The sequence below is a fragment of the Type-C symbiont of Plautia stali genome, assembly GCF_059730935.1.
In genome coordinates, this window is sequence record NZ_AP035923.1 from 561,130 (window position 1) to 586,652 (window position 25,523).

General features: G+C 57.6%; 20 protein-coding genes and 1 riboswitch. Of the genes, 14 read left to right on the forward strand and 6 right to left on the reverse strand.

The features are described from left to right. Nucleotides 1–32 precede the first annotated feature (32 nt). The 3 genes from AC6I7J_RS02700 to hldE all read left to right on the forward strand — a co-directional run bounded on the left by AC6I7J_RS02700 (nucleotide 33) and on the right by hldE (nucleotide 5,727). Nucleotides 33–1,343 carry a CYTH domain-containing protein gene (locus AC6I7J_RS02700; protein WP_498006708.1) on the forward strand — a complete coding sequence of 437 codons (1,311 nt, stop codon included), beginning with the start codon at nucleotides 33–35 and terminating at the stop codon, nucleotides 1,341–1,343. A gap of 33 nt (nucleotides 1,344–1,376) precedes the next feature. After that, nucleotides 1,377–4,235: a bifunctional [glutamate--ammonia ligase]-adenylyl-L-tyrosine phosphorylase/[glutamate--ammonia-ligase] adenylyltransferase gene (gene glnE / locus AC6I7J_RS02705; protein ID WP_498006710.1), complete on the forward strand. Its 2,859-nt coding sequence runs from the start codon at nucleotides 1,377–1,379 to the stop codon at nucleotides 4,233–4,235. 67 nt (nucleotides 4,236–4,302) lie between these two features. Next, on the forward strand, nucleotides 4,303–5,727 hold the full coding sequence (hldE, locus tag AC6I7J_RS02710) for a bifunctional D-glycero-beta-D-manno-heptose-7-phosphate kinase/D-glycero-beta-D-manno-heptose 1-phosphate adenylyltransferase HldE (protein WP_498006712.1): 1,425 nt from the start codon (nucleotides 4,303–4,305) through the stop codon (nucleotides 5,725–5,727). Between the two features lie 39 nt (nucleotides 5,728–5,766). On the opposite strand, the gene ubiK is transcribed toward hldE, so the two are convergent. Further along, the gene (gene ubiK, locus AC6I7J_RS02715; protein WP_010618705.1) at nucleotides 5,767–6,072 is read right to left on the reverse strand and encodes a ubiquinone biosynthesis accessory factor UbiK; all 306 of its coding nucleotides are present in this window, start codon (nucleotides 6,070–6,072) and stop codon (nucleotides 5,767–5,769) included. Nucleotides 6,073–6,243: 171 nt separating this feature from the next. Then, a riboswitch (FMN riboswitch) is annotated at nucleotides 6,244–6,393 on the forward strand. A 109-nt stretch (nucleotides 6,394–6,502) separates the two neighbouring features. On the opposite strand from ubiK, the gene ribB reads away from it, so the two are divergent. Then, nucleotides 6,503–7,159, forward strand: coding sequence for a 3,4-dihydroxy-2-butanone-4-phosphate synthase (gene ribB, locus AC6I7J_RS02720; protein WP_010618704.1), 657 nt, complete (start codon nucleotides 6,503–6,505; stop codon nucleotides 7,157–7,159). A gap of 52 nt (nucleotides 7,160–7,211) precedes the next feature. Here ribB and AC6I7J_RS02725 read toward each other — a convergent pair whose 3' ends face one another. Beyond that, on the reverse strand, nucleotides 7,212–7,595 hold the full coding sequence (locus tag AC6I7J_RS02725; protein WP_498006714.1) for a cell wall hydrolase: 384 nt from the start codon (nucleotides 7,593–7,595) through the stop codon (nucleotides 7,212–7,214). A gap of 144 nt (nucleotides 7,596–7,739) precedes the next feature. Further along, the gene (zupT, locus tag AC6I7J_RS02730) at nucleotides 7,740–8,507 is read right to left on the reverse strand and encodes a zinc transporter ZupT (protein ID WP_021509618.1); all 768 of its coding nucleotides are present in this window, start codon (nucleotides 8,505–8,507) and stop codon (nucleotides 7,740–7,742) included. A 210-nt stretch (nucleotides 8,508–8,717) separates the two neighbouring features. On the opposite strand from zupT, the gene ygiD reads away from it, so the two are divergent. Next, nucleotides 8,718–9,488 carry a 4,5-DOPA-extradiol-dioxygenase gene (gene ygiD / locus AC6I7J_RS02735; RefSeq protein ID WP_498007203.1) on the forward strand — a complete coding sequence of 257 codons (771 nt, stop codon included), beginning with the start codon at nucleotides 8,718–8,720 and terminating at the stop codon, nucleotides 9,486–9,488. A 35-nt stretch (nucleotides 9,489–9,523) separates the two neighbouring features. Here the strand turns inward: ygiD and AC6I7J_RS02740 are convergent, their stop codons facing one another. The 3 genes from AC6I7J_RS02740 to tolC all read right to left on the reverse strand — a co-directional run bounded on the left by AC6I7J_RS02740 (nucleotide 9,524) and on the right by tolC (nucleotide 12,984). Continuing rightward, nucleotides 9,524–10,687 carry a glutathionylspermidine synthase family protein gene (locus AC6I7J_RS02740; protein ID WP_021509615.1) on the reverse strand — a complete coding sequence of 388 codons (1,164 nt, stop codon included), beginning with the start codon at nucleotides 10,685–10,687 and terminating at the stop codon, nucleotides 9,524–9,526. A gap of 8 nt (nucleotides 10,688–10,695) precedes the next feature. Continuing rightward, nucleotides 10,696–11,370 carry a DUF1190 family protein gene (locus AC6I7J_RS02745; protein WP_021509614.1) on the reverse strand — a complete coding sequence of 225 codons (675 nt, stop codon included), beginning with the start codon at nucleotides 11,368–11,370 and terminating at the stop codon, nucleotides 10,696–10,698. A gap of 141 nt (nucleotides 11,371–11,511) precedes the next feature. Further along, nucleotides 11,512–12,984 (reverse strand): outer membrane channel protein TolC, encoded by a 1,473-nt coding sequence (gene tolC / locus AC6I7J_RS02750; protein WP_021509613.1) that lies wholly within the window; start codon nucleotides 12,982–12,984, stop codon nucleotides 11,512–11,514. Between the two features lie 213 nt (nucleotides 12,985–13,197). Between tolC and nudF the strand changes: the two genes are divergently transcribed. From nudF to AC6I7J_RS02795, 9 genes are all read left to right on the forward strand, one after another. Next, the gene (nudF, locus tag AC6I7J_RS02755) at nucleotides 13,198–13,833 is read left to right on the forward strand and encodes an ADP-ribose diphosphatase (RefSeq protein ID WP_021509612.1); all 636 of its coding nucleotides are present in this window, start codon (nucleotides 13,198–13,200) and stop codon (nucleotides 13,831–13,833) included. Continuing rightward, nucleotides 13,830–14,255, forward strand: coding sequence for a DUF1249 family protein (locus AC6I7J_RS02760; RefSeq protein ID WP_021509611.1), 426 nt, complete (start codon nucleotides 13,830–13,832; stop codon nucleotides 14,253–14,255). The genes nudF and AC6I7J_RS02760 overlap by 4 nt, the downstream gene beginning before the upstream one ends. Before the next feature lie 64 nt (nucleotides 14,256–14,319). Continuing rightward, nucleotides 14,320–15,147 (forward strand): 3',5'-cyclic-AMP phosphodiesterase, encoded by an 828-nt coding sequence (gene cpdA, locus AC6I7J_RS02765; protein WP_498006717.1) that lies wholly within the window; start codon nucleotides 14,320–14,322, stop codon nucleotides 15,145–15,147. A gap of 3 nt (nucleotides 15,148–15,150) precedes the next feature. Beyond that, on the forward strand, nucleotides 15,151–15,732 hold the full coding sequence (gene yqiA / locus AC6I7J_RS02770) for an esterase YqiA (protein ID WP_058771368.1): 582 nt from the start codon (nucleotides 15,151–15,153) through the stop codon (nucleotides 15,730–15,732). A 46-nt stretch (nucleotides 15,733–15,778) separates the two neighbouring features. Next, nucleotides 15,779–17,674 carry a DNA topoisomerase IV subunit B gene (gene parE / locus AC6I7J_RS02775; RefSeq protein WP_021509608.1) on the forward strand — a complete coding sequence of 632 codons (1,896 nt, stop codon included), beginning with the start codon at nucleotides 15,779–15,781 and terminating at the stop codon, nucleotides 17,672–17,674. Between the two features lie 263 nt (nucleotides 17,675–17,937). After that, entirely contained in the window at nucleotides 17,938–18,837 is a 900-nt protein-coding gene (locus tag AC6I7J_RS02780) for a LysR substrate-binding domain-containing protein (RefSeq protein ID WP_058776526.1), read from the forward strand. A gap of 258 nt (nucleotides 18,838–19,095) precedes the next feature. Further along, nucleotides 19,096–21,219: an Ig-like domain-containing protein gene (locus tag AC6I7J_RS02785; RefSeq protein ID WP_498006719.1), complete on the forward strand. Its 2,124-nt coding sequence runs from the start codon at nucleotides 19,096–19,098 to the stop codon at nucleotides 21,217–21,219. A gap of 47 nt (nucleotides 21,220–21,266) precedes the next feature. After that, nucleotides 21,267–22,145, forward strand: a complete 879-nt coding sequence (locus AC6I7J_RS02790) for an OmpA family protein (protein WP_498006721.1) — start codon at nucleotides 21,267–21,269, stop codon at nucleotides 22,143–22,145. A gap of 205 nt (nucleotides 22,146–22,350) precedes the next feature. Then, a complete protein-coding gene (locus AC6I7J_RS02795; protein ID WP_498006723.1) occupies nucleotides 22,351–25,479 on the forward strand; it encodes an Ig-like domain-containing protein in 3,129 nt (1,042 codons plus the stop codon). The last annotated feature ends 44 nt before the right edge of the window (nucleotides 25,480–25,523 follow it).

The window sequence follows — 25,523 nt, forward strand, 5'->3', positions numbered from 1 at the left end:
GTAAGTGCCAGCAGCGTATTGAATAAAAAATTATGACCATCGAAATCGAATTAAAGTTCATTGCCACCCCGCAAGCCGCCGAAAAACTGGCGCAGACGCTTGCCGCCTGGCCACATCAGCACCACGCCGCGCGTGAGCTGACCAACATCTATTACGAAACCGATGACAACCAGCTGCGCCGCTGGGACATGGGCCTGCGGATTCGCGGCGTGGATCAGCGCTATGAAATGACGCTGAAAACCGCCGGCAAAACGCTGGGCGGTCTGCATCAGCGTCCGGAATACAACGTCGACCTCAGCGAGCCGCAGCTGGACATTGCCCGCCTGCCGGCAGAGATCTGGCCGCAGGGGACCGATATTGTCGCGCTGCAGCCGCGTTTGCAGCCGCTGTTCAGCACCCATTTCCAGCGTGAAACCTGGCTGGTGAGCGTTGGCGACAGCGAAATTGAAGTGGCTTTCGATTGCGGCAGCGTTGCCGCAGGGGAGCTGAGCGAGCCGCTGTATGAAGTGGAGCTGGAGCTCAAGCGTGGAGCGCGCAGTGATATGCTGACCTTCGCCAGTGCGCTGATCGCCATGGGCGGCCTGCGCCTCGGCAGCCTGAGCAAAGCGGCACGCGGTTATCAGCTGGCGCAGGGCAACGCGCCGCGACCATTGCGCGCGCTGCCGCTGCAGAAAATTGCCGCCAAAGCCACGGTGGAGCAGGGCATGGTTCACGCCATGAGCGCGGCGCTTGGCCACTGGCAGTACCATGAAGAGGTCTGGCTGCGCGGTAACGAAGACGCCCGGGCACGGGTAATTGAAGCGCTGGAAACGCTGCGTCAGGCGTTTTCCCTGTTTGGCACACTGGTGCCGCGCAAGGCCAACAGCGAACTGCGTCAGAAGCTGACCCGGCTGGAAGAGCTGCTGGCGGACAGCGAGGCCAGCGCAGAAACCGTCTGCTTCTCACCGATCTCGGTTGATGCCCAGTTAGCACTTACTCACTGGCTGGTGGAGACGCAGTGGCAGCCGTGGCTGGACGAGAAGAACAAAAGCAAGCTACAGGGCTCGTTTAAACGCTTCAGCGACATCATGCTGGGGCGCATCGGCGCGGATCTGCGTGAAACCTTCGTCGACGTGCAGCTGTTCAATGAATTTCAGGACAAAGCCACGCGCCTGAACCGCCAGTTGCTGGCGGTGCACCTGCTGGCAGGGGCGTATCCGGCTGAAGAGGTCAGCCAGTGGCTGGCGGGCTGGCAGGAGTTGCAGCACGCCATTCGTGAAAAACAGGAGCGCGGTTTGATTCAGCTGGTCAATCTGGCGATCCGTCAACCGCCGTTCTGGCTGAATAACGGTGCGAAACGCTAAGGCTACGGCACCATCAATCATCAGGGAGGGAAGATGTCGTTACCGTTACCGACGCTGATGCAGGCGCAGCTCGCCAGCGTGGCAGAACGTCTGGGCCTGCCGCTGACGGCGATCACGCCGCAGCAGGCTGGCGCGCTGACCTTTAGTGACTTTATCGTGGACAACCTGCAGCAGCATCCGGCGTGGTGGCAACAGCTGCAGCAGCAACCGCCGCAGCCCGAAGAGTGGCAGCACTATGCGGCCTGGCTGGCAGCGGCGCTGCAGCCGGTAGATAACGAAGCCTCCCTGATGCGCGAACTGCGCCTGTTCCGCCGCCATATGCTGGTGCGTATCGCGTGGATGCAGGCACTGGAGCAGGCCAGCACCGGGCAGAGCCTGACGCAGCTCAGCACGCTGGCGGAAGTGCTGATTACCGCCGCGCGCGACTGGGTGTGGCAGGATTGCTGCCGCGATTTCGGCACGCCGTGCAACGCCGCCGGCGAAGCGCAGCCGATGCTGATTCTGGGAATGGGCAAGCTGGGCGGCGGTGAACTTAACTTCTCTTCCGATATTGACCTGATCTTTGCGTGGCCGGAAAACGGCGTTACTCACGGCGGCCGGCGCGAGCTCGACAACGCGCAGTTCTTCACCCGCATGGGGCAGCGCCTGATCAAGGTGCTGGATCAACCTACCGTCGATGGCTTTGTTTATCGCGTGGATATGCGCCTGCGCCCGTTCGGCGACAGCGGACCGCTGGTGCTGAGCTTTGCCGCGCTGGAGGATTATTACCAGGAGCAGGGCCGTGACTGGGAGCGCTACGCGATGGTGAAAGCGCGCCTGATGGGCGACGACGGCGGCCACTGGAGCCAGGAGCTGCAGCAGATGCTGCGCCCGTTCGTCTATCGCCGCTACATCGATTTCAGCGTGATTCAGTCGCTGCGTAACATGAAAGGCATGATTGCCCGTGAAGTACGGCGGCGCGGCCTGAAGGACAACATCAAACTCGGCGCCGGCGGCATTCGCGAAACCGAATTCATCGTCCAGGTGTTTCAGCTGATTCGAGGTGGACGTGAGCGCTCACTTCAGCTGCGTTCGCTGCTGCCCACGCTGCAGGCCATCGGTGAGCTGGCACTGTTAACGCCGGAGCAGGTTGATCATCTGCGCGCCGCCTACCTGTTTTTACGCCGGCTGGAGAATCTGCTGCAGAGCATCAACGATGAACAGACGCAGACGCTGCCGGAAAATCCGCTCGACCGCCAGCGCCTGGCCTGGGCGATGGGCATGGCGGACTGGGCGATGCTACTGGCACAGCTGGAACAGCACATGGCCGGCGTGCGCCACATTTTCGACGAGCTGATAGGCGATGATGCGCCGGATGTCGACGATCAGCCGCAGCTGGCAGAGTTTGCCAGCCTGTGGCAGGACGCGCTGGAAGAGAGCGATTTGCTGCCGGTGGTACCGCAGCTGCAGGCGGAACAGCGCCATGCGCTGTATCGGGCGCTGAATGATTTCCGTCAGGATGTCAGTCGCCGCACCATCGGTCCGCGCGGCCGGCTGGCGCTCGATCAATTAATGCCGCGCCTGCTAAGCGAAGTGTGCGCGCGTGACGACGCCGATGTGGTGCTGGCGCGCCTGACGCCGCTGCTGCTTGGCGTATTAACGCGCAGCACCTATCTCGAGTTGCTGACCGAATATCACGGCGCGCTGCGCCATCTGATTCGCCTGTGTGGCGCTTCGCCGATGATTGCCAGCCAGCTGGCGCGCTATCCGCTGCTGCTGGATGAACTGCTCGATCCGGCCACGTTGTATCAGCCCACTGCCACCGATGCCTATCGTGATGAACTGCGCCAGTATCTGCTGCGCATTCCCACCGATGATGAAGAGCAGCAGCTGGAAGCGCTGCGCCAGTTCAAGCAGGCACAGCATTTGCGTATCGCCGCCGCCGACATCGCCGGAACCCTGCCGGTGATGAAAGTGAGCGATCACTTAACCTGGCTGGCGGAAGCGATCATTGAATCGGTGGTGCAGCAGGCGTGGCAGATGATGGTGCAGCGCTATGGCCGTCCTTCGCACCTCACCAGCGACAGCGAGCGCGGCTTTGCCGTGGTCGGCTACGGCAAACTGGGCGGCTGGGAACTGGGTTACAGCTCGGATCTCGATCTGGTGTTTCTGCATGACTGTCCGGACGATGCCGAAACCGACGGTGAACGCGTTATCGACGGGCGTCAGTTTTACCTGCGTCTCGCCCAGCGCGTCATGCATCTGTTCAGCACCCGCACCTCGTCCGGCATTTTGTATGAGGTGGATGCGCGCCTGCGCCCCTCTGGCGCGGCCGGCATGCTGGTCAGCACCTTTGCCGCCTTTGACGACTATCAGCGCCATGAAGCCTGGACGTGGGAACATCAGGCGCTGGTGCGCGCGCGCATCGTGTTTGGCGAACTGGCGCTGTGTGAGCGCTTCGATGCGATCCGGCGCGGTATTCTGTGCCTGCCGCGTGAAGGCGCGAAGCTGCAAACTGAAGTGCGGGAGATGCGTGAGAAAATGCGTGCGCACCTCAGTAACAAGCACAAAGGCCGCTGGGAGATTAAAACCGATGAGGGCGGTATCACCGATATTGAATTCATCGCGCAGTATCTGGTCTTAGGTTACGCCGCCAGCCAGCCGGCGCTGACGCGCTGGTCGGATAACGTGCGCATTTTCGAACTGATGGCGCGCCACGGCATCATGGCTGATGAGGAAGCGCAGGCGCTGACGCACGCTTACGTCACGCTGCGCGATGCGCTGCACCATCTGGCGCTGCAGGAACTGCCGGGTCATGTCGATCCGGCATCGTTCGCTGACGAACGCGCCGTGGTGCACGCCAGCTGGCAGCGCTGGCTGGCCGCGAGCGACGCGGATGACACGGAGCAGTGAGCCTGGCGGCTTCTATGCTATTATCCGCGCATTATTTTGACTGAACGTTGAAGTCTGGAGTCTCTGCATGAAAGTAACACTGCCCGCGTTTGGCAAGGCCGCTGTGCTGGTTGTCGGCGATGTGATGTTAGACCGCTATTGGTACGGCCCGACCAGCCGGATCTCACCGGAAGCCCCGGTGCCGGTGGTCAAAGTGGATACCATTGAAGAGCGTCCGGGCGGCGCGGCCAACGTGGCGATGAATATCGCTGCACTCGGTGCGGACTCGCGCCTTATCGGCCTCACCGGTGCAGATGACGCTGCGCGCGTGCTGCGCGAAACGCTGGCGCAGGTGAAGGTTGAGTGCGATTTCGTCGCCCTTGATAGTCATCCGACCATCACCAAACTGCGCGTGCTGTCGCGCAACCAGCAGCTGATTCGCCTCGACTTTGAGGAGGGCTTTGAGCAGGTCGACCCGCAGCCGATTCACGATCGCCTGCGTCAGTCGCTGGCACAGGCGGGCGCGCTGGTGCTGTCTGATTATGCCAAAGGCGCGCTGAGCAGCGTGCAGACCATGATTCAGCTGGCGCGTGCGGCGCAGGTGCCGGTACTGATCGACCCGAAAGGCACCGATTTTGAACGCTATCGCGGCGCGACGCTGCTGACGCCCAATCTGTCCGAGTTCGAAGCGGTGGTCGGCAAGTGCAAAAGCGAAGAGGAGATTGTCAGCCGCGGTATGCAACTGATCGCCGATTACGATCTCTCCGCGCTGCTGGTGACGCGTTCGGAAAACGGGATGACGCTGCTGCAGCCGGGCAAAGCGCCGCTGCATCTGCCCACTCAGGCGCAGGAAGTGTATGACGTGACCGGTGCCGGCGATACGGTGATCGGCGTGCTGGCCGCAGTGCTGGCTGCCGGTGAAAGTCTGGAAGATGCCTGCTTCCTCGCCAACGCTGCGGCTGGCGTGGTGGTCGGCAAGCTCGGGACTTCTACCGTCAGTACCGTGGAGCTGGAGAATGCGATTCACGCGCGGCCGGACAGCGGCTTTGGCGTGATGACCGAAGCCGAGCTGAAAGTGGCGGTGGCGCAGGCGCGCCACCGCGGTGAGAAAGTGGTGATGACCAACGGCGTGTTCGACATCCTGCATGCCGGCCATGTCTCTTATCTGGCCAACGCGCGCAAACTGGGCGATCGCCTGATCGTGGCGGTCAACAGCGATGCTTCCACCAAACGTCTTAAGGGTGAAACCCGCCCGGTGAACCCGCAGGAAAACCGCATGATCGTGCTGGGTGCGCTGGAAGCCGTAGACTGGGTGGTGCTGTTTGAAGAGGATACGCCACAGCGGCTGATTGCCGAAGTGCTGCCGGATCTGCTGGTGAAAGGCGGTGATTATAAGCCGGAAGATATCGCGGGCAGTAAAGAGGTGTGGGCCAACGGCGGTGACGTGCGCGTGCTCAACTTTGAAGACGGTATCTCCACCACCAACATCATCAAAACCATTCGCAATCAGTAAACACGTAGCCGGCGGGAGCGAACTCCCGCCGCATAAACTTTACTGGGGCGTATCGATTTTGCCTGCCGGATCTGGCGTGATCACCGCCGGAGCCGGGGCCGCCGGACTTTCACTCTCCAGCTTCGCCAGACGCTGCTCCAGCGCCGCCAGTTTTTCACGCGTGCGCAGCAGCACCTGGGTCTGCACGTCAAACTCTTCACGATTAACCAGATCCATGCGGGTTAACTGCGCCTGCAATACCTGACGAATTTTCTTTTCCACATCGTCGCCAAAGTCGCGAATACCTTTTGGCATCGCTTCGTGCACCTGGCGCGCCAGTTGTTCAATTTTTTTCGTGTCGATCATGGTTGTTTCCTGGTTACGGTGGCTGATAACAGCGCGTGTTCCGACTCATCAAACATTAAGTGTAATGCCAGAAACGAAAAGGTTAAACCCGAAATCCGCAACGCATGAAGTGCAAAAGCATTTGCACTTTTGTTGATTGCCCGACCAGGTGATTGGCGCTATAGTAATTTCGCTTATTCTCAGGGCGGGGCGAAATTCCCCACCGGCGGTAAATCAGCTTCGGCTGAAAGCCCGCGAGCGCTTTCGCTGTACAGTGAAAGGTCAGCAGATCCGGTGTAATTCCGGGGCCGACGGTTAAAGTCCGGATGGGAGAGGGTAACGACATCAGCCGGGCTGCGCCCGCGTCACGTTATTGCCATGTGTTTTCTACGCACTCCTAAGCTCGCCCTGGTTCTGGTAACTCATATTTTATTAATAAGGTTTTTTTACCATGAATCAGACGCTTCTTTCTGAATTTGGCACGCCGGAACAGCGTGTAGAACGCGCCATCGATGCGCTGCGCAACGGGCGCGGCGTGATGGTGCTGGACGATGAAAATCGCGAAAACGAAGGCGATATGATCTTCGCCGCCGAAACCATGACCGTGGAACAGATGGCGCTGAGCATTCGTCACGGCAGCGGCATTGTCTGCCTGTGCATTAACGAAGCGCGCCGCCAGCAGCTGGATCTGCCGATGATGGTAGAGAACAACACCAGCTCTTACGGCACCGGTTTCACCGTGACTATTGAAGCGGCCAGCGGCGTGACGACCGGCGTATCGGCCTCCGACCGTATTACCACCATCCGCGCGGCGATTGCCGATGACGCTAAACCGTCCGATCTGAATCGTCCCGGCCACGTATTCCCGCTGCGCGCGCGCGACGGCGGCGTGCTGGCGCGCGGCGGCCACACCGAAGCGACGCTCGATCTGGTGACGCTGGCGGGCTTCAAACCTGCGGGTGTGCTGTGCGAACTGACCAATGATGACGGCAGCATGGCGCACGCGCCGGAAGTGATTGCGTTCGCGAAGCAGCACGCCATGCCGGTGGTGACCATTGAAGACCTGGTGGCCTGGCGCCGCCAGCATGAGACCCGTCAGGCCAGCTAAGCCGACGTGAAATAAATAAGGCCGGATGTGATGCATCCGGCCTTTTTTATGATTAACGGTTGGCGTAAAAAACGTGATTACCTATCACCACGGTACGCTGGAAGGCGTGGCGCCACGCCGGTCTGGCGCTGTGCGCATGAAAGAAGGTCGCGCCCTTTGTCACATCCGCCAGCTTACCCTCGACAATCCGCTGGGCCAGGCGCTGCGCGCGCTGCCAGCTTTTGTCATGCTGCGGCGGATGGCGATGGGGATGTTTGTGCAGAGACGTCCAGGAGAACTGTTTGGGTGCGTACACCACCGGACAGATCTCTTTGACGTCCCAGTTAGCCCGGTTCATGGTGACAGTGCCGACGGCAATCTGCCCCTTTACCGGTTCGCCGCGCGCTTCATGATAGATATTCATCGCCAGGCATAAAATGGCTCCCTGAATTAACATAACACTCCACTGCTTTCTAAGAGTCGCGTGGAGTGTAATGAGCCCGCCGTCGGGTGTTAACAAGACCCGTCTCGACTACGTCTTAACAAGGCTAACTCGTTGATAGTTAAGGTCTAATTGGTGGTGAGTGAGACGAATCTCGCGTCAGCCTACCCCGCTGGTTTGCAGCAACGTCAGGCTCAGGCCCATTACCGTCATGCCGCACAGCACGCCGTAGCTGGGATTGTTATGCGGATCGATTTCGCGCGCCAGCGGCATCAGCTCATCCACGGACAGCGCCACCATAATGCCCGCCACCGCCGCCATAATGGCCGCAATCATCACCGGTGAGACCGCCGGCCCCAGCAGCAGAAAGGCGATAATGCCGCCAAGAATCTCCGCCATGCCGGACAGGCAGGCCCAGAACAGCGCTTTGGCTTTCGAGCCGGTGGCGGCGTACATCGGTCCGGCCACCGCCAGCCCTTCCGGAATATTGTGGATCGCGACGGCCAGCGCGATGCCCAGCCCCAGCTCCATATCGCTGCTGGCAGTGACAAAGGTGGCAATGCCTTCGGGAAAGTTATGCAGGCTGATACCGAGCGTCAGCAGGATCGCGGTACGTTTCAGGTTAGTGGGGCGGCGATTGACCGCCATCAGATCCTGCGGATGCTGGTGCGGCAGCAGGCGATCCATGGCGAAATAACCCAGCAAACCGAGCATGAACATGCCGTAGCCGAGCACCGGCGACATGCCTTCCGCATGCAGCGCGGCGGGCAGCATCTCCATCAGGGAAATCAGCAACATGATGCCGGCGGCAAAGCCGAGCGCAAAGGCCAGTACGCGGTTCGACGGCTTTTGACCGAGCACGCCAAAAATCGCGCCGACGAAAGTGGCACCGCCAGCCAGGATGGTTAGCAGCAAAGGTACTGACATGATGGGCTCCTTAATGATAATGATTACCAGTTACAATATAGTTAACCCCATAAAATATCGAGTTATTTAGCGTAAAGTTATGTCGGCAAAATCTTGTTCAAATTTGCTGATAAACATCATCACGCTTATCAGCGTTTTTCCCCTGGCGAAAGCGCGTATCGTGACAGTCATTAACGCGATCCCGACGCCAGAGGATGAATAATGACCCGCATGCCCGCTCTGTTTCTCGGCCACGGCAGCCCGATGAACGTATTAGAAGACAACCGTTATACCCGCGTATGGCAGCAGCTGGGCGAAACCCTGCCGCGTCCGCGCGCTATTCTCGCCATCTCGGCGCACTGGTACACGCGCGGCACGGCGGTGACGGCGATGAGCAATCCGCGCACCATCCATGATTTTGGAGGCTTCCCGCAGGCGCTGTTCGACGTGCGCTATCCGGCGCCAGGTTCGCCTGCGCTGGCACAGCGCGTTATCGATCTGCTGGCGCCGGTGGCGGTGCAGGCCGATCAGCAGTGGGGCTTTGATCACGGCTCGTGGGGCGTGCTGGCGAAGATGTATCCACAAGCGGACATTCCGTTGATTCAGCTCAGTATTGATGGCACCCAGCCGGCGGCGTGGCATTTTGCGCTGGGACGTAAACTGGCGGCGCTGCGTGACGAAGGCGTGATGCTGGTGGCCAGTGGCAACGTGGTGCATAACCTGCGCATGATTCGCTGGCAGGGCGCGGAAAGTGCTTATCCGTGGGCGGAGAGCTTCAACCAGTTCGTGCGCGATAATCTGGGCTACGAGGGCGAGGCGGCGCAGCATCCGCTGGTGAATTATCAGCAGCATGAAGGCGCGCAGCTGGCTAACCCGACGCCGGAGCACTATCTGCCGCTGCTGTATATTCTCGGAGCGCGAGCTGAAGGTGAGGCGGTGAGCATCCCGGTGGAAGGCATGGCGATGGGTTCGATCAGTATGCTGTCGGTGCAGGTTGGCTGACACCTGTGCCGCCCGCAGACCGGGCGGCACGTGCGTTACTCAATAAAGGTGTGCGGATAGAAACGCGACAGATCCTGCGTGATCAGCGCACGATCTTCACGCAGACCGATACCGGCAGGCTGATCGTCAATCAGCCAGCTGCCAATCAGCGTGTAGCTGTCGCCAAATTTCGGCAGCGGCCAGAACTGCTGGACAATCATGCCCTCTTCGCCATAAGGGCCATCGGCGCGCGCGATTTCCTGACCGTTTTCCACGATAGTGATATTGGCACCTTCGCGGGAAAACAGCGGTTTCACCACATATTTTTCCATCTGCGGCGCGCTGGCATCGTCGGCAAACCAGGCGGGCAGCAGGTTAGGATGGTTGGGGAACATCTCCCACAGCAGCGGTAACAGCGCTTTGTTGGAGAGAATGCTTTTCCACGCCGGCTCCAGCCAGCGCACGCCGGCATCGGCCAGCTTGGTCGAGAACATCTCGCGCAGCATGAATTCCCACGGATAGAGCTTGAACAGGTTACTGATCACCTGATCGTGCTGATCGGTAAACTGACCTTTTTCGCCCAGCCCGATCTCATCAATGTAGAGAAATTCACTCGGCAGACCGGCTTCAGTGGCGCAATCCTGCAGATACTGTACCGTGGCGCGATCCTCTTCCGTATCGCGACAGCAGGCAAAGTGCAGCCAGTTAAAACCGTGCTGCTGGTGCAGCGTGGCGAAGCGCTCAATCAACTGCTCCTGCAGGCTGTTGAATTGATCGCTGCCCTGCGGCAGGTTGCCGGCGTTGAGCTGATCCTCCAGCCAGATCCACTGGAAAAACGCCGCTTCGTACAGCGAGGTTGGCGTATCGGCGTTGTTCTCCAGCAGCTTGATCTCGCCTGTGCCATCCCACGCCAGATCGAGGCGTGAATAGAGCGAGGGCTGACGCTGCTGCCAGGATTCGCGCACAAAATCCCAGGTGTGTTTCGGAATGCAGAAACGGGTGAGCAGCGCTTCGCTGTTCACCACTTTTTCTACCGCCTGCAGGCACATCTGGTGCAGTTCAGCGGTGGCCGCTTCCAGCTGTTCAATTTGCGCCAGCGTAAACTGGTAATAAGCGTCTTCGCACCAGTAGGGTTCGCCATACATGGTGTGAAACTGAAAGCCGTACTCGGTCGCCTTTTCGCGCCAGTTCGGACGTTCGCTGATAGCAATTCGTTGCATGCGCGGGCTTAGCCTCCCAGCGAGCGGCTGCCGGTGCTGGTGGCACTGCTGCGCTGCATGGTGTTCTGTTTGGCTACCGTCTCACCAAAGCCGCCACGGGTGATGGTGGACGTAGTGGCCGGTTTTGGCGCCAGCGCGGTTTTCGGCACGTTTACCGTCCGGCCCGAGGTGGCCGCACCGTAGTTCTTACCGGAAGCATCAACAAACTGGCCGTTAGCCGGGCTATTAGGGGTTTTTGGCGAGAACAGTGGCTGCTGCGCAAAGCCGGCACCGCCGCCCATCAGACGACCCATCATGTAGCCAGCCATCAGAGGCATCCAGAAGCTGCCGCTCTGCTGCGCTTCAGCGTTGTTCGCCGTGGTACCGACGCCCGCCTGTGCCGGGGTTTGCTGACACTGGTTTTCACCGAATTCCGCGACGCAATCTTCACGCGTGGCGTATTTTGGCGCGGTGCGTTCAGCCTCTTTCAGCGCGTTGTTGTAAGCGGTGGTGCACTGGGCGCTCTGGCCCGGATTGGCTTTCGCACAATCATCGGCGTTCTGGTACATCGAAACCGTTTCATCGCTCTGTTCGCAGCCTGCCAGCATAAACACGGCGGTGACCGCCAGTGCGACCGGCGTTAAATGGCGTGCCTGCCAGCTTTTACGGAAAGCGGCATGACGAATATTTTTTGTCCGTTTCATTATCTTCATCCTGTGCCCAAAGGTGGGGCTTAGGATAGGTGATGAGTGGTGGAAAATGAAGCGGGAAGCCGGGTGGCAAGGGGATCTTTACGTTGTTATACGTTTGAATGCGAAAGGGGCCGCAAGCGGCCCCTTGAAGGCTTAATTAGCGAAAGGATTGGCACTGTTACGTGCCGCGGCCGGACGGGCCTGAGCGGCGGCGGAAGCGGAGGTCGCTTTCGGGCCGTTATCCACGCGCGCGGCCTGCTGGCTGTTTTCCGGCGCGACCACTTCTGGTGAGGTCGTCACTTCTTTGCCCAGCGTGCTGTTCAGCTGCTGCAGATCCTGCTCGTTCAGCGTGCCCAGCGCATATTTGATGTTCAGCTGGTTGATCAGGTAGCTGTAACGCGCATTCGACAGCTGCTGTTTAGCGTTAAACAGCGTGGTGGTCGCGTCTAACACGTCAACGATGGTACGCGTACCCACCTGATAACCGGCTTCTGAGGCATCTAATGAGCTCTGCGCCGAGATTACCGACTGTTTGTAAGCGTCGATGCTGCTGATCGAAGCGTTCACGTTATTGAACGAAGAACGGACGGTCTGGATCGCGCTACGGTGCGCGCCTTCCAGCTGCTCGCTGGCGGCGACAAAGTTATACTGCGCCTGTTTCACCTGCGAGGTCACTGAACCGCCGCTGTACAGAGGCAGTGAGAAGCTCAGGCCAACCTGGTTGGAGCCGGTGATCGAGTCGGTGGTACCGGCGCTCTGATTAGCGCGGCTGCCGCCGTATTTGCTGTTCGACAGACCGGTAGAGGCGGTCAGATCCAGCGTCGGCATGTGGCCGGACTCGGCGGAGCGAATCTGCTCACGCGCCAGATCCTGGCTCAGACGAGCAGACAGCAGGTTGAGGTTACGGCTCTCAGCCTGTTTCAGCAAATTGGATACCGCTTCCGGACGCGCCGTTTTGAAACGATCGATATTCAGTGACGCCAGCGACAGATAATCCATGCCGGTGATCTGACGCAGTGATTCCACCGCGTTATCCAGGTCGTTACGCGCGGTCACTTCGTTGGCCAGCACGCTGTCGTATTGAGCACGGGCGTTCTGCACATCGGTGATGGCCACCAGACCGACGTTAAAACGCTGGGTGGTCTGATCCAGCTCGCGGTAGATCGACTGTTTCTGCGCTTCAGTGTAAGAAAGCGTATCAATGGCCTTCAGCACGTTGAAATAGGCGGTTGCGGTGTTCAGGATCAGATCCTGCTGCGCTACCTGATAAGTAACGTCCTGAATACCGGCCGTTTTTTCCTGCAGCGTCAGCGCACGCCATTTCGACATGTCGAAAATCGTTTGCGTTAATTGCAGCGAGGCGCTGGTCGTGTTGGAATGGAGACCGCTGTTGTCGCGATAGCCGCTGTTATAGGTATAATCTGCACCCAGACCCAGCTGCGGCAGCAACGGGCTACGCGCTTCGTTAATTTTCTCAAAAGCAGCGTCGCGATCGGCGGCTGAAGCACGCAGATCCGGGTTGCTGAGGCGCGCCTGCTGGTAGACCTGCAACAGGTTTTCTGCCTGGCTGGCAAGGCTGAAACCGCCCAGGCTCAGTCCAATAAAAAGTGGGAGCAGTTTTTTCATTTGCATTCCTTGTGTTGCAGCAAATGCACAGAGAGTGTGCTGCAGGTAAGCCAAAAAATAATCGCCGATTCTACAGAGGCGGCGTCAGAGATAAGTTGGCTGAACGTGCCTTCTCCCCCTAATTTACGTAAATAATTCAGAAAGAACCACTCGGACGGAGCACAAGGGTTGGCTTTTCTTCGCTCCATCCCAATCTGCATAAGGAACCAGATGATGGCGGGTGAAAAAAAATCCCCTGTGACTTTCACAAAAAACGATGTAGAAATTATTGCACGCGATACTCGCTACGATGGTTTTTTTTCCATCGTCAGTTACCGCTTCCGCCACCGCCGTTTCAATGGCGACATGAGCGGTGAAGTGGTGCGCGAAGTTTTTGAGCGCGGACACGCTGCCGTGCTGCTACCCTATGATCCCCTGCGCGACGAAGTAGTGCTGATCGAACAGATCCGCATTCCGGCCTATGACTCCAGCGCCACGCCCTGGCTGCTTGAGATGGTGGCCGGCATTATTGAACCGGGTGAAACACCGGAAGATGTGGTGCGTCGTGAAGCGGTCGAAGAGGCTGGCCTCAAGGTTGGCCGCGTCAAACCGATAGTGAATTACTTAGCCAGCCCCGGCGGAACCTCTGAGCGTTTGTCGGTGCTGGTGGGCGAAGTGGATGCCAGCCAGGCAGAGGGAAATCACGGGCTGGAGGAAGAGAATGAGGATATTCTTGTGCATGTGGTAAGCCGCGAACAGGCTTATCGCTGGGTGGAAGAGGGGATTATTGATAACGCGGCATCTGTCATCGCTCTGCAATGGCTGGCGTTGCACCATGAGAAACTACGAGAAGAGTGGAAGCCAACATGAAACAGCGCTATACCCCTGATTTCCCCGAAATGATGCGTCTGTGCGAAACCAATTTCGCTCAGCTGCGCCGCCTGCTGCCGCGCAGTGACGAGGCAGGTGCGTCGGTGATGTATCAGGTGAACGGCGCCAGTTATCAGCTGACTATTGAAGAGTCGACGCGCTACACCACGCTGGTGGAGATCCGCCAGGTGGCACCCGCAGTGAGCTACTGGAGCCTGCCGTCCATGTCGGTGCGGCTCTACCATGATGCGATGGTGGCTGAAGTGTGTTCCACTCAGCAGATCTATCGCTTCAAAGCGCGCTATGATTATCCTAATAAAAAATTGCATCAGCGCGATGAAAAACATCAGATTAACCAGTTCCTTGCCGACTGGTTGCGGTACTGCCTGGCGCACGGCGCGATGGCCGTGCCGGTGTGCTGATAGCGATACCCTGAATCCGCACGGGTATATAACGCAACGATAGCGTGGAGAGAAAGGAAACGCTTTGGATAGCCTGCTAACTCTTCCTGCGGCAAATGGGTCCGATATCAGGATTTTACAAATTACGGATACCCATCTTTTCGCGGGAAAACATCAATCGCTGCTTGGAGTGAATACCTGGTCGAGTTTTGATGCGGTGCTGGACGCCATCGCGGCGCAACAGCGCGATTACGATCTGATTATCGCCACTGGCGATCTCGCCCAGGATCACACCGTCGAAGCTTATCAGCATTTTGTTGCGGGCATTGCGCGTCTGCCGAAGCCGTGCGTCTGGCTGCCGGGCAATCATGATTTTCAGCCGGCGATGGTGGATACGCTGGCGCAGGCCGGCATCGCCGCGGACAAGCATGTGCTGCTCGGCGAGCACTGGCAGCTGGTGCTGCTGGACAGCCAGGTTTTTGGCGTGCCGCACGGTATGCTGAGCGACTATCAGCTGGAGTGGCTGGACCGCACGCTGCGTCAGTTCCCCGATCGCTACACGCTGGTGCTGCTGCACCATCATCCGCTGGCCTCTGGCTGTACCTGGCTTGACCAGCACAGCCTGCGCAATCCGCATCAGCTGGATGCGGTGCTGCAAAACTTCCCGCTGGCGCGCCACCTGGTGTGCGGCCACATTCATCAGGAGCTGGATCTCGACTGGCACGGCCGCCGCGTACTGGCGTCGCCTTCGACCTGCGTCCAGTTCAAACCGCACTGCACCAACTTCACTATTGATACCGTGTCGCCCGGCTGGCGCTGGCTGACGCTGCAGGCGGATGGCACGCTGCAAACCGAAGTGAATCGTCTGCAGAGCGATCTGTTCCGTCCGGATCTTGATTCCGAGGGCTACTAAACCATGGCGGCGCTGATTTATCTGCACGGATTCAACAGCTCACCGCAGTCGGCTAAAGCGACGCAGTTACAGCAGTGGTGTCAGGCGCAGCATCCGCACATTGAGGTGCTGGTGCCGCAGCTGCCGACCTTTCCCGCTGAGGCTGCCGCGCTGCTGGAAGAGTTGGTGATGCAGTATGCCGGGGAACCGCTCGGGCTGGTGGGGTCATCGCTCGGCGGCTATTTTGCCACCTGGCTGTCGCAGTGTTTCATGCTGCCGGCGGTGGTGGTGAATCCGGCGGTGCGGCCGTTTGAACTGCTGGTGGATTATCTGGGGGAAAACCGGAATCCCTACACCGGCCAGCAATATGTGTTAGAGTCTCGCCACATTTACGATCTGAAAGTGATGCAGATTGACCCTCTGGAAGCGCCCGATCTACTCTGGCTGCTGCAACAAACCGGCGATGAAGTGCTCGACTATCGCCAGGCGCTGGATTACTACAGCGCGTGCCGTCAGACGGTAGAAGAGGGCGGCAATCATGCCTATATCGGATTCGAACGCCATTTTGCGCAGATGATTGATTTTCTGGGACTGAATACTCCCTGATGCTGCGGGATGGGCCCATTTTCCTATTGCTAATCAGACTGTTACGATGAGCCAATCTAGCTATAATGCTGACGCCATTGAGGTTTTAACCGGCCTCGAACCGGTACGTCGCCGTCCGGGCATGTACACCGATACCACACGCCCTAACCATCTGGGCCAGGAAGTGATCGATAACAGCGTCGATGAGGCGCTGGCCGGTCACGCCAAACGCGTGGAAGTCATCCTGCACGCCGATCAGTCGCTGGAAGTGATCGATGATGGCCGTGGTATGCCCGTCGATATCCACCCGGAAGAGGGCGTGCCAGCGGTCGAACTGATTCTCTGTCGCCTGCACGCCGGCGGTAAATTCTCCAACAAAAACTACCAGTTCTCCGGCGGCCTGCACGGCGTGGGGATTTCGGTGGTCAACGCCCTGTCGAAGCGTGTGGAAGTCACGGTGCGCCGCAACGGTGAGATTTACCAGATCGCCTTCGAAAACGGCGATAAAGTGCAGGATCTGGCGGTGATTGGTACGGTAGGCAAACGTAACACCGGCACCAGCGTTCACTTCTGGCCAGACGAAAGCTTCTTCGACAGCCCGCGCTTCTCGGTCTCCCGCCTCAAGCATCTGCTGAAAGCCAAAGCGGTGCTGTGCCCGGGTGTCGAAATTGTCTTTAAAGACAAGGTGAACGATACCGAGCAAACCTGGCTGTATCAGGATGGCCTGACGGATTACCTGAGCGAAGCGGTGAACGGCCTGCCAACGCTGCCGGAAAAACCGTTTGTCGGCAGCTTTGCCGGCGATGTGGAGGCGGTCGACTGGGCGCTGCTGTGGCTGCCGGAGGGCGGCGAGCTGCTGACCGAAAGCTACGTCAACCTGATCCCAACCATGCAGGGCGGAACGCACGTTAACGGCCTGCGTCAGGGCTTGCTCGATGCGATGCGCGAATTCTGTGAATACCGCAATATTCTGCCGCGCGGCGTGAAGCTGTCGGCGGAGGATATCTGGGATCGCTGCGCCTATGTGCTGTCGGTCAAAATGCAGGATCCGCAGTTTGCTGGACAGACCAAAGAGCGTCTCTCCTCGCGCCAGTGCGCGGCGTTTGTCTCGGCGGTAGTGAAAGATGCCTTCAGCCTGTGGCTCAACCAGAACGTGCAGGCTGCCGAAATGCTGGCCGAGCTGGCGATCTCCAGCGCACAGCGTCGTATGCGCGCGGCGAAAAAGGTGGTGCGTAAAAAGCTGACCAGCGGACCGGCGCTGCCGGGCAAGCTGGCCGACTGTACCGCGCAGGATCTGAATAAAACCGAACTGTTCCTGGTGGAAGGGGATTCTGCGGGCGGCTCCGCCAAGCAGGCGCGCGACCGCGAATATCAGGCGATCATGCCGCTGAAAGGCAAGATCCTCAACACCTGGGAAGTGTCGTCGGACGAAGTGCTGGCGTCTCAGGAAGTGCATGATATTTCGGTGGCGATCGGTATCGATCCGGACAGTGAAGATCTCAGCCAGCTGCGCTACGGTAAAATCTGTATCCTCGCCGATGCGGACTCCGACGGCCTGCACATTGCCACGCTGCTGTGCGCGCTGTTTGTGAGGCACTTCCGCTCGCTGGTGCAGCAGGGCCATGTGTACGTGGCGATGCCGCCGTTGTACCGCATCGACCTCGGTAAAGAGGTGTATTACGCGCTGGATGAAGACGAAAAAGAGGGCGTGCTGGAGCAGCTGAAGCGGAAAAAAGGCAAGCCGAACGTGCAGCGCTTTAAAGGTCTGGGTGAGATGAACCCGCTGCAGCTGCGCGAAACCACGCTCGATCCCAACACCCGTCGTCTGGTGCAACTGACGGTCGACGAAGAAGACGTCGAGCAGACGTTACGGATGATGGACATGCTGCTGGCGAAGAAACGCTCGGAAGACCGCCGCAACTGGCTGCAGGAAAAAGGCGACCTCGCCGACCTCGAAGTGTGATGCAAACGGGACGCTGCGGCGTCCTTTTTTATGCCGGCAACCGTGCCATCGCTGCCCGTCCCGATCTGTCCCATCGCCGCATGTCCGCTAATAAAAACCGCGTGTGCGCGGCACAACCAGGCCGCACCCGGGTCAGTGATAATCCCTGGGTTTTACTGCATTGTGGTATCCTGCCGCTGCTGAACGTGGAGCAATCTACCTCAGCAGCCGTGAGAACGAGGCTAAGACCGGTCTCGAAGTAGCAATGCGCTGAGGTAGGAAGAGTGAAAATCACACTGGAAGAGTTACGCGCCTGGGTCGCGGTGGTGGACACCGGTTCCATTACCGCCGCAGCGGAACAGCTGGATCAAACCAGCTCCGGCATCAGCCGGGCGCTGAGCCGCCTCGAAAGCAAACTGCAAACCACGCTGCTGCACCGCACCACGCGTCGCCTGGCGCTGACCGAAGAGGGGCTGATTTTTCTCGATCACGCGCGGCAAATCCTCGCGTCGGTGGAGCAGGCCGAAGAGCATATCGCGCAGCGGCGCGACATTCCCTCCGGACGGCTGCGCGTCAACGCCAATACGCCATTTACCCTGCATGTTATCGTGCCGCTGGTTGCCGAATTTTGCGCGCGCTATCCGCAAATTCAGCTGGAGCTGAACACCGATGACATTGTCATCGACCTGCTTGAGCAGCAAACTGATATCGCTATTCGCATTGGTGAACTGCGCGACTCCACGCTGCGCGCGCGCGTGCTGGGCAGCAGCGCGATTCGCCTGCTGGCCAGTCCGGCCTATCTGGAAAAAGCCGGCGCGCCGCAGAGCGTGGAAGATCTGCTGACGCACCAGCTGCTGGGATTCAGCCAGCTGGACGCGCACAATGTCTGGCCGGTATGGCAGCGTGAAGGCGAGTTTTTGCGCATCAAACCCACGCTGTGCGCGTCGAGCGGCGAAACCCTGCGCCAGCTGGCGCTGGCCGGCCAGGGCATTGTGCGGCTATCAGATTTTGTCAGCCGCGAGGATCGCGCCAGCGGCCGGCTGGTGCAGGTGCTGGAAAATGACACGCGCGAACTGCGCCTGCCCATTCACGCGGTGTACTATCGCAACCAGTCGCTCAGTTCCCGCATCACCTGTTTTCTGGATTTTTTACGGGAAAAAATTCAGGAAAATCATCTGTTATAGTCCTGTTCTGTTTGAATAACCTTTCCTGTTATGTTCTGCCCTCATCGATAAAAACGCTTTAATTCAATCGGTTAATGATTTAGCTATCTTTCGGTCGCCCATTTAAGAATTTTTTCCTAACGGGACATTTCTTATGTCTCGGATTTATCTCTTTCCGGATTATGTCGCAACTTTGAGCCCACCCGTGGGCAGAGCCAGGGAGATTGCGGCGCTTGCCTGCAAACGCGCAGTCAAAATTAATCGACGGAAGGAAGAATCATGAACGTTTCACCCGTAAGTGTGGCGGTTATCGATAAGAAAACCATAACCAAAGCGGAAGTGCTGCGCGCCGGTAAAGACGGCAAAGCAGTGAAGATTCAGGCAATTACCAACGGAAAATATCTGCTGACGCAGAACCAGGACGGCACCGCGCCTGAAAACATCACCGTTAAACGCGCAGGGAAAAACCTGCTGGTGATGCTGGAAGGCTCAGACGCCAGCAAGCCGGATCTGATTATCGAAGATTTCTTCGCTAAATCCGGCACCTTAGTGGGTAAAGCGGAAGACGGCGAAATGCACGCTTACGTCGCGACGGACGGCAATGCCGACCACGAAGCGGCCGCGCTGGCCGACGGCGAAACCACCGCGCTGGCGCTGGGTGAAGGCAGCGTTGATGATAATTCCGGCTACGCACTGGCCAGCGGCTTTGAATGGTCGCCGGCGCTGATTGCGCTGGGTGGCCTGGCGGCTATCGCGGCAGCGGCAGGCCTCGGCTATGTCGCGGCGAAACACCACTACGACAATAACGACGGCAGCCACAGCGGCAAAGGTGAAGGCGGCGGTGGCAGCGGCGGCGGCGATATCAGCAAGCCCACGATCAGCGATGTGATTGATGATATCGGCGACGTAACCGGTTCGGTAGCTAACGGCGGCCGCACCGATGACACCATGCCTACCTTCAACGGCACCGGTACGCCGGGCAATACCATTGAAATATGGGATGGTGAGGCGCTGCTGGGTGAAGTGCTGGTGGATGACGAGGGTAACTGGACCTTTACGCCGGAAAAACCGCTGGCTGCAGGCAATCACAGCATCGTTACCGCCGAGCGTAACGCCGATGGCGTGGTGGGTGAAGAGAGCGATCCGTGGGAATTCATCATCGATTTGACGGCGCCAGCTAAAGGCACTATTGGCAGCGTGATGGACGATATGCAGGATCCGCCGGTGCTGATCGAAAAAGGCGGCGTGACGAAAGACAATACGCCAACGCTGACCGGTAAAGCTGAAGCGGGCTCGACGGTAGAAATCTGGAACGATGGCGTGAAGCTGGGCACCGCAAAGGTGGACGCCGAGGGTAACTGGACCTTTACGGCTCCGGCGCTGCAGGATGGGCGACACGAGCTGAGCATCGTGGTGGTCGATCAGGTGGGTAACAAATCACTGCCATCCGATCCGTTCATCGTTGATGTGGACACCGTGGCGCCGGAAAATCCGGGCATTGGCGTGATCAAAGACAGCGAAGGTAATCCGCTGGAAGACGGTTCCACCACAAAAGATCTGCGTCCGACGCTGGAAGGTACCGGTGAAGATGGCGATATCGTGGTCATTATCGACAACGGCAAGCCAATTGGTTCGGTGATTGTAGAAGACGGCAAGTGGACCTTCACGCCAGAAAACAATCTGAAACCGGGCGAGCACGAGCTGGAAATCGTGGTGCGCGATCCGGCCGGTAACGAATCGCCGGCCTCAGAAAAGGTCACGATTGGGTTTGAAGGCGACACGCAAGAGCCGGGCGATCCTGATCCTGTCGACGGCCTGCCCGATCCGGACGTTCCGGTTTCTGGCATGATTGAGCATATCTTTAAAGACAACAACGACGCCGGCGTGCGTACGCCAATCGAAAACGGCGGCGCGATGAACGATCCGAGCATTATTGTCGCCGGTAAAGGCGTGCCGGGCGAGCTGGTAACCATCTACATTGTCGGTCTCGAGAATAGCTACAGCTTCACTACCACGATTGGGGCTGACGGCAAATGGGAGCTGACGACGCCGGATCTGGCGGATGATGTTTATCAACTGCGCGGCGTGTTCTCCAGCGATGGCGAAGTGACCGGCAAAACTGACATTTATGAAGTGGAAGTCGACACCATTCCACCGCCGCCGCCGGAGATTAATGCGCTTGAGCTGGCCGGTCTTGATATTTCCGCTCTGCTTTCGCTGGACAATCATGAACTGTTCAATGAGGCCGACGATCAGCCGCAGCCGATTAATGCGGAATTACTGCAGCTTAATAACGATGCGTTTAATGACTGGAATAATCAGGAAAGCCAGAGTGGTGTGATAGCTGAAAATAATTCCCAATCAGATGCGCTGTTCTTACAGACCGAAATCGAACAATTCTAATTTATCTGGAGCATACAGGTGCAATTTATTGCACCTGTGAAACTTAAATGAAAATTGCAAAAAAATTACTTTTAGCTTCACTGGTGTGTGCGCCAGTATTCACGACTTTTTCAACCCAGGCGCAAAATTCATTTGGTGCCGCATGGCGTAGTTTATCGCCGGTATCGGCAGAGCAGGCGCGGGTGGTTTATTATCGTCCGGCTTCATTAACCGGGGAAAAACCGGCAAATATTTATGTCGACGGTGAATTCCATACGTCGTTACTGGCCGGTGGCTATACGGTGTTTTGTGTTGCGCCGGGAACGCATTCGCTGGGCAGTTATGTCAACGACGCGCCAGATTATCAGGGTAAACGCGCGCAATCGTGGACTGATAAACTGGCTGCCGGTAAAACCTACTACATTCGCGCTAACCTCGATGACAGCGGTCGTCCGCTGGTGGTCAGCCAGCAGCAGGCGCAGCAGGAATTGCTGAGCACCAAACGTCAGGCTCATCTGCTGTCACGCGCATCGTCGGTACAGCGCTGTCAGGAAGGAACAACTGAAGCTTATGATAACTATGCGTTTTCATCTGACCTGCTGTTCCGCTTTGGCAGCGCCAACAGCAACGACATCTCCGCACAGGGGCGCGAAGCACTCAGCAGCTTTGCCGGCATGCTGAAAAAGGAAAATGCCGCTCAACGCCACATTATCGTCACCGGCTTTACCGATCCTATTGGCAGCGACAGCAGCAATATGGCGCTCGGCCAGCGTCGCGCCGAGGCGGTGAAAGCACTGCTGATTGCTCAGGGAATAAATGCGGCCAATATCACCGCGCAGAGCATGGGTGAGTCTCAGGTTGATACTAACTGTTCAGGCAGCCTGCAGGAGCAGAAAGCATGCTATGCCAGCGAGCGCCGGGTTATTATCAGTGTAGAAAATAAGTGATCTGATTTAATTATTTTAGCAACGCATTCTCACATCTCATATTGATGAGGTGTGAGGCGTTGTGCCTCGATAAAGTTATTAATGGTTCATATAACTTAATCGATTAAGACGTTTCTCGTATTGTCTTCAGGCATAAAAAGCGAAATTAAACCTGTATTCGGCTGGAAATCCCGAAACATTATTTAACGCAAAAGGAATACACATCATGGCTAATATTACAGCAGCAGAGAACGCGAGCGTTATCTCGACCAAAGATCAGTTTTATAAATGGATTGATAAAGAAGTAAGAGGTGCCAACGGCGGAAAGCTGGAGATTACAATCGATGGTGAAGTGCACATGGTTGATATCAGCGAGGACGGTAAATGGTCATTCGACCCGAAAACCAGCTGGTTAGACGGCACCCATGTCATTCAGCTGGTATCGATTGATAAAGCGACTAACCCGAGCCCACCGCGTATCTTCATTCTTGATATGGATACGACGCCTCCGGCAAAACCGGAAATCTGGCGCGTGATTGATGACGCTGCGGCGGAAGATCACTACCTGACGCCGGGTGAAGCCACCAGCGATAAAACGCCGGCGCTGTCTGGTGTGGCAGAGCCTGGCACCATTGTTACCCTGTACGATAACGGTAAAGAGATCGGTTCAGTGGTAGCAGACAAAATGGGCGCATGGAGCATCACGCCGGAGCTGGCAGACGGCGAGCACCAACTGACCGTGATGGCGAAGGATACAGTTGGTCATGAAAGCCCGATCTCTGATGCTTTCAACCTGACGATTGCTGACGGTGTGGTCACTCAGGCGGTGAACGAAGCCGTATCTGTAACGCCGGCAGAATCAGCCATCGTGGATGCGGCTAATTCTGCGGGTGAACCGGTCAGAACCATCAACAAAAACGTAATTACGCTCAGCGGTGGAAACGCGGAACCTAATGCATTAGTACAGATTGTTATTGATGAAACAGTTTACACTACCCGTGCTGATGGCAGCGGCAAATGGCAGTTTGACTCGCCGGAGCTGAAAGAGGGTTTGCACGTTGCGGGTATTCGTTATCTGGACCGTGCGGGCAACTGGGGACCATCAATTCCGCGTATTTACAATATCGACACCTCTGCACCAGAAGCGCCGCAGATTATGCGCGTGATCGATAATGAAGGCAGCGCGGATACCTATCTGACGCCGGGCAACTACACCAATGACAAAACTCCAACTTTGTACGGTGTTGCCCAGCCGGACAGCGTAGTAAAAATCTACGATATTCGCTCCAACGTGATTGGCAGCGTAAAAGCCGGTGCCGATGGCCGCTGGAGCTTCACGCCGGAACTGACCACCGACGGCACCCACGTGTTTAGCGCCAGCTACACTGACCGCTTCGGCGCCGAGAGCCCACGTTCTGACAACTTCGCGCTGACGCTGGATACCTCTGTGCCTGGCGCGCCATCACTCAGCGAAGTGTTGGATGACGAAGGCCGCGTTACCGGTCCGCTGAAGTCAGGTGACATCACCGATGACAAAACCCCAACCCTGTCGGGTAAAGCAGATGCTGGCGTGATTGTGCGCGTATGGGACGGCGACAAACTGATCGGTTCTACCAAAGCGGACAATCGCGGTGAGTGGAAACTGGACGTTGAGCTGGGTGAAGGTGAGCACTCGCTGGTTGTGGATTCCATCAGCAAAGGCGGCACCGTTTCTGAGAAAACCGATCCGTTCAAACTGGTTATCGACAGCAACATCCTGCCGGCACCGGTGGTGGATGAGATGGTCGCCAACAACGGTGATGAAGAGCGTGTTCTGCAGCCAGGCGATTCCACTAACGACACCACGCCAGTGCTGCGCGGTGAAGGCAACGACGGCGACATCATCTATGTAATTGTTGACGGCGAAAAAGAGCCGGTGGCTTCAACTGTCGTTAAAGATGGTAAATGGGAAATTGAATTACCAGAGCTGGCGGAAGGTTCACACGATATTGAACTGATCGCTAAAGATCCGGCCACCGGCAAAGAGTCACCGACCTCAGATCCAATCAACGTGATTATCGATATTACGCCTCCGGATCAGCCGCAACCACCAACGATTGTCGATAACGAAGGTGATAAAACCGGTCCGGTTGAACCAGGTAAGCCAATTGATGACAACCGTCCAGGTTTCGGCGGCGAAGGCGGTAACCCGGGCGACAAAGTGGAAGTCATCATTGACGACGGTAAAGGTAATCCGGTGGTGATTGGTACCGGTATCGTGGGCGAAGACGGCAAGTGGGAAGTGAAACCTGAGGACCCAATCGATGACGGTAACTATCAGGTTATCATCGAGATCACCGATCCGGCCGGCAACGAATCGCAGCCATCCGATCCTATCGATCTGATCATCGACACCAAAAAGCCTGGCTCAATGGAAGGTTCGTACATACTGGAGGATAACGTCGGTCCTATCCAGGGTGAGATCGAAAATGGCACGGTCACCGATGACAAACAGCCAACGCTGAAGGGCACGTCACCGGATCTGTCGCAGGTCATCATCTACATCGACGATCTGGAGCCGATCGTGGTTGACGTCGTAAACGGCGAGTGGAGCTATGAGCTGCCAGCGCTGGGCGAGGGTAACCACAAAGTTGAAGTACAGCCGGTGAGCAAATCCGGTGTGAAAGGTGATAAAGAGGCCGCCATTAACTTCGAAGTTGATACCACCATTCCTGAGCCGGTTGAAGGTGGCGCAGGTGCTAACTTTGAAGGCGTGTTTGCAGATAAAACCGGCACTGAAATCCCGGTGCGGCCGGACACCAACGATGACACCCTGATCTTCAAAGGTAAGGGCTCAGAAGACGGTACTATCGTGATGATTTGGGGCGACGAAGCGCGTACCCAGCTGATCGGTTCTACCGTGGTAGAAAACGGCGTGTGGCGCTATGAGTCTGACAAACTGGCAGAAGGCGATTATGACTTCAACGTCACGGTTCGCGATGCGGCCGGTAACGAGCTGGTGATCGACAAAACCGTTTCTACCAACGTCGACGTCACCCCGCCGCCGCCGCCAGAAATCGACTCCTTCTCTGTGGCTGGTATGACAGATGTTGAAGGGCTGATGAGCATGTCGCTCAACGACATCATGACGCAGGGTCAGGATTCACTGTTCATCGACAACGGCAAGTCACAGCTGGTAGTGAACGCTAAACAGGGCGAGGCGCTGACGCTGGAAGACATCCTGCCAGCCGGTGAAGATGCCAGCTCCTGGCAGCAGGCGACCGGTACCGTCACCGTCGGCGGCACCGAGTATAACGTCTACAGCAACGGTGATGCGGAACTGCTGGTGCAGAACCTGCATAACGAACAGCACTGATCATTGATTAGCTGCTAAACAAAAGCTCCGGTCGCAAAACCGGG

What these genes read in the sequence shown, in the direction of transcription:
- AC6I7J_RS02700 (WP_498006708.1), top strand. Translation starts at nt 33, where the DNA reads ATGACCATCGAAATCGAATTAAAGTTCATTGCCACCCCGCAAGCCGCC.
- glnE (WP_498006710.1), top strand. Translation starts at nt 1,377, where the DNA reads ATGTCGTTACCGTTACCGACGCTGATGCAGGCGCAGCTCGCCAGCGTG.
- hldE (WP_498006712.1), top strand. Translation starts at nt 4,303, where the DNA reads ATGAAAGTAACACTGCCCGCGTTTGGCAAGGCCGCTGTGCTGGTTGTC.
- ubiK (WP_010618705.1), bottom strand. Translation starts at nt 6,072, where the DNA reads ATGATCGACACGAAAAAAATTGAACAACTGGCGCGCCAGGTGCACGAA.
- ribB (WP_010618704.1), top strand. Translation starts at nt 6,503, where the DNA reads ATGAATCAGACGCTTCTTTCTGAATTTGGCACGCCGGAACAGCGTGTA.
- AC6I7J_RS02725 (WP_498006714.1), bottom strand. Translation starts at nt 7,595, where the DNA reads ATGTTAATTCAGGGAGCCATTTTATGCCTGGCGATGAATATCTATCAT.
- zupT (WP_021509618.1), bottom strand. Translation starts at nt 8,507, where the DNA reads ATGTCAGTACCTTTGCTGCTAACCATCCTGGCTGGCGGTGCCACTTTC.
- ygiD (WP_498007203.1), top strand. Translation starts at nt 8,718, where the DNA reads ATGCCCGCTCTGTTTCTCGGCCACGGCAGCCCGATGAACGTATTAGAA.
- AC6I7J_RS02740 (WP_021509615.1), bottom strand. Translation starts at nt 10,687, where the DNA reads ATGCAACGAATTGCTATCAGCGAACGTCCGAACTGGCGCGAAAAGGCG.
- AC6I7J_RS02745 (WP_021509614.1), bottom strand. Translation starts at nt 11,370, where the DNA reads ATGAAACGGACAAAAAATATTCGTCATGCCGCTTTCCGTAAAAGCTGG.
- tolC (WP_021509613.1), bottom strand. Translation starts at nt 12,984, where the DNA reads ATGAAAAAACTGCTCCCACTTTTTATTGGACTGAGCCTGGGCGGTTTC.
- nudF (WP_021509612.1), top strand. Translation starts at nt 13,198, where the DNA reads ATGGCGGGTGAAAAAAAATCCCCTGTGACTTTCACAAAAAACGATGTA.
- AC6I7J_RS02760 (WP_021509611.1), top strand. Translation starts at nt 13,830, where the DNA reads ATGAAACAGCGCTATACCCCTGATTTCCCCGAAATGATGCGTCTGTGC.
- yqiA (WP_058771368.1), top strand. Translation starts at nt 15,151, where the DNA reads ATGGCGGCGCTGATTTATCTGCACGGATTCAACAGCTCACCGCAGTCG.
- parE (WP_021509608.1), top strand. Translation starts at nt 15,779, where the DNA reads ATGAGCCAATCTAGCTATAATGCTGACGCCATTGAGGTTTTAACCGGC.
- AC6I7J_RS02785 (WP_498006719.1), top strand. Translation starts at nt 19,096, where the DNA reads ATGAACGTTTCACCCGTAAGTGTGGCGGTTATCGATAAGAAAACCATA.
- AC6I7J_RS02790 (WP_498006721.1), top strand. Translation starts at nt 21,267, where the DNA reads ATGAAAATTGCAAAAAAATTACTTTTAGCTTCACTGGTGTGTGCGCCA.
- AC6I7J_RS02795 (WP_498006723.1), top strand. Translation starts at nt 22,351, where the DNA reads ATGGCTAATATTACAGCAGCAGAGAACGCGAGCGTTATCTCGACCAAA.